This window comes from Planococcus sp. ISL-110 (assembly GCF_018613575.1).
Classification (GTDB): domain Bacteria; phylum Bacillota; class Bacilli; order Bacillales_A; family Planococcaceae; genus Planococcus.
This window is the reverse complement of sequence record NZ_JAGGPX010000048.1, coordinates 1-1,862: the sequence shown is the minus strand read 5'-3', so window position 1 is coordinate 1,862 and position 1,862 is coordinate 1. Positions and strand designations below refer to the sequence as shown.

General features: G+C 44.6%; 2 pseudogenes. Both read right to left on the bottom strand.

Going from position 1 to position 1,862, the window contains the following annotated elements:
- Nucleotides 1-127: 127 nt before the first annotated feature.
- Nucleotides 128-205 (bottom strand): annotated as a pseudogene (locus J7I83_RS18230) (SEC-C metal-binding domain-containing protein); the annotation flags it as partial.
- 545 nt (nt 206-750) lie between these two features.
- A pseudogene (locus J7I83_RS18225) lies at nt 751-828 on the bottom strand (SEC-C metal-binding domain-containing protein); the annotation flags it as partial.
- Nucleotides 829-1,862 lie beyond the last annotated feature (1,034 nt).

Below are 1,862 nucleotides of genomic sequence, written 5' to 3'. Positions count from 1 at the left end.
GTTTTATTTGTTTTATTCATCCGTATGAATTGTATGGGAATTGTACCGTTCACAGGGGCCATCTGGGGACCGCTGGAAAAAGATCAGAGTTGCTTATTACGAGCGTAACTTCCTTAGCGCAGAAGAATTATTTTCCGTGGCATTTCTTATACTTTTTCCCACTTCCGCAAGGGCAGGGGTCATTGCGGCCGACTTTGTCGGAGACAGCCTGTGTTTTTTCTTTTTTAGACTTGAGATAGCGTTGGAGTGTGACATCAAACGGTTCATCGCGTACTTTCAACATGCGTTCATGTTCCGCTCGCGCGTTTTGGCCCCAGCTTTCGAGTTCTGGGTGGTCGAATTCCATTAAAACAGCTTCCCTGTGTTGAACACAATTAAAGATATACAATAATACTGCATACAAAAATCGACAAAATTAGCAGTAGAAAGAATCCCGATGGATTTATATGGTGATTAAAAACCGCTTCCCTGTGTTGAACACAATTGAAGATATACAATAATACTGCATACGAAAATGATGAAATCGCGCCCCTGGGAAAGAAACAATTCTAAACGATTCTGATAATACACAACAATTTATACTCCATACATCTACACACCGGCTGCACCACTATTGCGGGTGTGTTTTATTTGTTTTATTCATCTGTATGAATTGTATGGGAATTGTACCGTTCACAGGGGCCATCTGGGGACCGCTGGAAAAAGATCAGAGTTGCTTATTACGAGCGTAACTTCCTTAGCGCAGAAGAATTATTTTCCGTGGCATTTCTTATACTTTTTCCCACTTCCGCAAGGACAGGGGTCATTGCGGCCGACTTTGTCGGAGACAGCCTGTGTTTTTTCTTTTTTAGACTTGAGATAGCGTTGGAGTGTGACATCAAACGGTTCATCGCGTACTTTCAACATGCGTTCATGTTCCGCTCGCGCGTTTTGGTCCCAGTTTTCGAGTTCTGGTTGGTCGAATTCCATGATTTTAAAATAGCCGTAAGCCATTTCTTCATTGTTGAAAATGCTCGGCAATCTTTTCTGGCTCATGTAATGCTCAATTTCGGGGCGTCCCTCCGGCGCGAGTTGCTCGGCAAGACCCTCAATGATGAACGCTTGGCTATCCATATTATCCAAGTCGGCATAAAGTTGTTTCAGTGTCGCGACCGCCAGCTTGCTGTGTGTTTTTGCAATGGTGTTAATCGGGAAAACCGGGTCTTCTGAACGAGCGTAGATTTCAACTGCCCGTACCACACCATCTGACTGGAAAGCGGCAAGTGCATCTGCTAGTTCTTCCTGCAAAAAATTTTCAGGGCGGGAAAATAAAGGGGCAAGTACCGGAATTGCGTCTGCATCTTTCAGTAAATCGAGTTTGTAAACGGCGATGATTTCATTGTAATCCAACCATTGATTTTCAGGCACCACTTCAATCAGGCGGCAGAGTTCCGTCGAATCCTCGAAACCCTGGCTGACTTGCCGGTGGGCAATTTGTTTCGCTTGCGAATAAAGCAGATGATCGTATTGATTGGCCTCGAGTTCTGTAAATATGTGTTGCAGCATAGTATCCAATTCGCCTTTGTCTGCATCAGCCAATTTCTGCAGGAATGTCCATTCCTCCTGCGGGAATAAAGAACCGATCTGTTCGCGGTTCGCAATTTTCACTTCCAGGGGCAGTTCCTTGAGAACAGTTAAGAACAGATGGGGATATTTGAGCGTGGTTCTGTGCAGCGCCTCCAACAATATCGGGAGTTCATCTTCTCCGAGCGCTCTATTTTCAAGAGGAACCAAGTAAGAGGCAGTATTGTCTGATTACAGCCATTTAATAGAACCACTTGTGCCACGTTTTAGAACCAGCTAGGACACAAAACAGAACCACT